The organism is Mitsuaria sp. TWR114 (assembly GCF_007997345.1).
This window is the reverse complement of the sequence record NZ_VOSR01000851.1, coordinates 1-543: the sequence shown is the minus strand read 5'-3', so window position 1 is coordinate 543 and position 543 is coordinate 1. Positions and strand designations below refer to the sequence as shown.

General features: G+C 71.6%; 1 protein-coding gene. It reads right to left on the bottom strand.

Annotation, left to right across the window (positions count from 1 at the left end; translation table 11 throughout):
* Positions 1–515: AMIN domain-containing protein (locus FUT87_RS24905; protein WP_404935446.1), on the bottom strand; the 515-nt coding region annotated here is incomplete at its 3' end.
* Between the last annotated feature and the right edge of the window lie 28 nt (positions 516–543).

Sequence of the window (543 nt, the reverse complement as noted above, 5' to 3'; positions counted from 1 at the left end):
GCCGCGCTGGCGGCGCTCTCGGCGCTCGAGGCGGCCGTCTGCGGGCGGTCGATGCGGCCGATCAACTCGCCCAGCGCGTCGTTGACCGACTGCGCCGCGGCGCTCTCGGCGGCTTCCTTCTCGCGCACCAGGTCCAGCAGCGGATCGCGCTCGCGCGTCGGATGCAGGTCCAGCACCAGGCGGTTCTTGTAGGCCGCCACCGGCTCGATGGTGAACACCTGCGGCGCCACCGCCTGCTTCAGGTCCAGCACGATCCGCACCACGCGCGGCTGGTTCTGTCCCACGCGCACGCCGGCGATGTAAGGGTCGTCCGGCTTCACCTTGCCGAGCAGCTCCTTCAGGCCGGCGTTCAGTTCCAGGCCATCGATGTCGATGACGAGCCGGTCCGGATTCGCGGCCATGAAGCTCCTGGCGGCCAGTTGGCGATCGGACTCGATGGTCACGCGCGTGTAGTCGCTCGCCGGCCAGACGCGCACCGCGACGATGGTGGCGGCGCCGGTGACGCCCGCGGCCAGCGCGGGCAGGGCCGGGAAGCTCGAGCAC